This window comes from Kitasatospora sp. NPDC057223 (assembly GCF_042669755.1).
Classification (GTDB): Bacteria; Actinomycetota; Actinomycetes; order Streptomycetales; family Streptomycetaceae; genus Kitasatospora.
In genome coordinates, this window is record NZ_JBHUWW010000279.1 from 1 (window position 1) to 3,465 (window position 3,465).

A 3,465-nucleotide genomic window follows, 5' to 3' on the forward strand; every position below is an offset into this window, starting at 1 on the left:
GGTTACATTCCGAACCCGGAAGCTAAGCCTCAAAGCGCCGATGGTACTGCAGGGGGGACCCTGTGGGAGAGTAGGACGCCGCCGAACAATCATTCAAGAGAAGCCCCCGCCCGGGTCAACCGGACGGGGGCTTCTTTGTTGTAGGGTCATCGTGCAGAACTGTCACAACTTACAGGAGGCCCCCGGGTGGAGGTCCAGGAGACGCGGGTCCAGACCGATCGCGTCCTCACCATCCCCAACCTGCTGAGCATGGGCCGGCTGGTCGGCGTTCCCGTCTTTCTCTGGCTCGTCCTGTGGCCCGAGTTCGGCGGTCCGAACAACGACGGCTGGGCTGTCGCGCTGCTGATGCTCAGCGGTGTCAGCGACTACCTGGACGGCAAGCTGGCCCGCAAGTGGGGGCAGATCAGCCGCGTCGGGCAGATCCTCGACCCGCTGGCGGACCGGCTGTACGTCCTGTCGACGCTGGTGGGGCTCACGTGGCGCGGGATCCTGCCCCTGTGGGTGACGGGGATCCTGCTGGCCCGAGAGGCCTTCATCCTCTGTCTGCTGCCGATCCTCAACCGTCACGGCTACGGCCCGCTGCAGGTGAGTTTTCTCGGGAAGGCCGCGACCTTCAATCTGATGTACGCCTTTCCGCTTCTGCTGCTCGGTACCGGCGACAGCTGGATCCAGAACGCGGCGGGGATTGTGAGCTGGGCGTTCATCTGGTGGGGCACGACCCTCTACTGGCTGGCCGGCATCCTCTACGCGGTTCAGGCCCGGCAGATCGTGAAGGCGGACGCTGCGGCTGCCGTTTGAGCCACGGTTGAGAGAAGTCGCACGACGACACGGTGCGTCGGATGATTTGATCCGGGTAGAGAAGCTCTGGAACGGTTTGATGGATCCGCAGGGTCCACCACCGCGAAGGAGGACGCACCCGTAATGAAAGCCGTTGTGATGGCAGGGGGCGAGGGCACTCGACTCCGCCCGATGACCTCAAGCATGCCGAAGCCGCTGCTGCCGGTGGCGAACCGGCCGATCATGGAGCACGTGCTGCGGCTGTTGAAGCGGCACGGTCTCACCGACACCGTCGTCACCGTCCAGTTCCTGGCCTCGCTGGTCAAGAACTACTTCGGGGACGGCGAAGAGCTCGGTATGCAACTGACATATGCCAATGAAGAGACTCCGCTGGGCACGGCAGGAAGCGTCAAGAACGCCGAGGACGCGCTCAAGGACGACTCCTTCCTGGTGATCTCGGGCGACGCCCTCACCGACTTCGATCTCTCCGATTTGATTGCTTTCCACCGTGAGAAGGGCGCTCTGGTCACGGTGTGCCTGACCCGCGTGCCCAACCCACTGGAATTCGGCATCACGATCACGGACGACGAGGGCAAGGTCGAGCGCTTCCTCGAGAAGCCGACCTGGGGCCAGGTCTTCTCCGACACGGTGAACACCGGCATCTACGTGATGGAGCCGGAGGTCTTCGACTACGTCGCCGCCGGCGAGTCGGTGGACTGGTCCAGCGACGTGTTCCCCCAGCTGTTGAAGGAGGGCAAGCCGGTCTTCGGGTACGTGGCCGAGGGCTACTGGGAGGACGTCGGCACGCACGAGAGCTACCAGAAGGCCCAGGCGGACGTCCTGGACGGCAAGGTCGACGTCGAGCTGGACGGGTTCGAGATCTCGCCCGGCGTCTGGGTCGCCGAGGGTGCGGAGGTCGACCCGGAGGCGATCCTGCGCGGGCCGCTCTACATCGGCGACTACGCCAAGGTGGAGGCTGGCGTCGAGCTGCGCGAGCACACCGTGCTCGGCAGCAACGTGGTCGTGAAGCGCGGTGCGTTCCTGCACAAGACGGTGGTGCACGACAACGTGTACATCGGGCCGCAGAGCAACCTGCGCGGCTGTGTGATCGGCAAGAACACCGACGTGATGCGCGCGTCCAGGATCGAGGACGGCGCGGTCATCGGGGACGAGTGTCTGATCGGCGAGGAGTCGATCATCGCCGGCAATGTCCGGGTCTATCCGTTCAAGACCATCGAGGCCGGCGCGGTCGTCAACACGTCGGTGATCTGGGAGTCCCGCGGGCAGGAGCACCTCTTCGGCCTGCGTGGCGTCTCGGGCATCCTCAACGTCGAGATCACGCCGGAGCTGGCCGTCCGACTGGCGGGCGCGTACGCGACCACGTTGAAGAAGGGGGCGACGGTCACCATCGCGCGTGACCACTCGCGTGGTGCCCGTGCGCTGAAGCGGGCAATGATCTCGGCGCTCCAGACCAGTGCGATCGATGTTCGCGACCTGGAGAACGTGCCCATGCCGGTGGCGCGGCAGCACACCGCCCGCGGCAGCGCGGGTGGCATCTTTCTGCGGACCACGCCGGGTGTGCCGGACTCGCTGGACATCCTGTTCTTCGACGAGCGGGGCGCGGACCTCTCGCAGGCCGGTCAGCGCAAGCTCGACCGGGTCTACGCCCGGCAGGAGTACCGCCGCGCGTTCCCCGGTGAGATCGGCGACCTGCTGCACCCGGCCAGCGTCTTCGACTCCTACGCGGGCAACCTGCTGCGGGCCGTCGACACCACGGGTGTGCGCGAGGCCGGGCTCAAGGTGGTGGTGGACACCGCGCACGGCAGCGCGGGCCTCGTCCTGCCCAGCATTCTCGGCCGGCTCGGCGTGGAGGCGCTGACGGTCTCGGGGGGCCTGGACGAATCGCGGCCGACCGAGGACGCCGAGTCGCGCCGGGCCGGCCTGGCCAGGCTCGGGGAACTGGTCGCCTCCTCCCGGGCGGCCTTCGGCGTGCGGTTCGACCCGGTCGGCGAGCGGGTGTCCTTCGTGGACGAGCTCGGCCGGGTCATCGAGGACGACCGGGCACTGCTGGTGCTGCTCGACCTGGTCGCGGCCGAGCGGCGCAGCGGCCAGGTGGCGCTGCCGGTGACCACGACGCGGATCGCCGAGCAGGTGGCGGCCTACCACGGCACCCAGGTCACCTGGACGACCACCGCCCTGGACGACCTCGCCAAGGCCGCCTCGGCGGAGGGCACCGTGTTCGGCGGTGACGGGCGCGGCGGCTACGTGGTGCCGGAGTTCAGCGGCGTGCTCGACGGCGCGGCCGCCTTCGTCCGGCTGGTGGGCCTGGTGGCCCGTACGCAGCTCACGCTGAGCCAGATCGACGCGCGCATCCCGCAGGCGCACATCCAGCGGCGGGACGTCGCGACACCGTGGGCGGCCAAGGGCATGGTGATGCGTTCCGTCGTGGAGGCGGCCGGCAGCCGGCGGCTGGACACCACGGACGGCGTGCGGGTCGTCGAGGCCGACGGCCGGTGGACGCTCGTCCTGCCGGACCCGGCGGAGGCGGTCACCCACCTGTGGGCCGAAGGGCCGGACGCTGCGGCCACCGCCCAGCTCCTGGACGAGTGGGGCGCGGTCGTGGACGGCGCGGGCCGGTAACGAACGGCGGGGGCGGTGCGGCAGCTGTCTCGTAAACACAACTGACGC

2 protein-coding genes and 1 rRNA gene are annotated in these 3,465 nt (G+C 68.3%); all 3 read left to right on the forward strand.

Annotation, left to right across the window (positions count from 1 at the left end; genetic code table 11):
* A 5S ribosomal RNA gene (gene rrf, locus ACFUK0_RS39940) occupies positions 1-87 on the forward strand; the annotation flags it as partial.
* Positions 88-186: 99 nt separating this feature from the next.
* Complete coding sequence (locus tag ACFUK0_RS39945) at positions 187-798, forward strand: CDP-alcohol phosphatidyltransferase family protein (protein ID WP_380258967.1); 612 nt, start codon at positions 187-189, stop codon at positions 796-798.
* A gap of 123 nt (positions 799-921) precedes the next feature.
* Entirely contained in the window at positions 922-3,417 is a 2,496-nt protein-coding gene (locus tag ACFUK0_RS39950; RefSeq protein ID WP_380258969.1) for a sugar phosphate nucleotidyltransferase, read from the forward strand.
* The last annotated feature ends 48 nt before the right edge of the window (positions 3,418-3,465 follow it).

Excerpts from the sequence above, each read along its gene's own strand:
- ACFUK0_RS39950 (WP_380258969.1), top strand. The coding sequence starts at position 922 with ATGAAAGCCGTTGTGATGGCAGGGGGCGAGGGCACTCGACTCCGCCCG.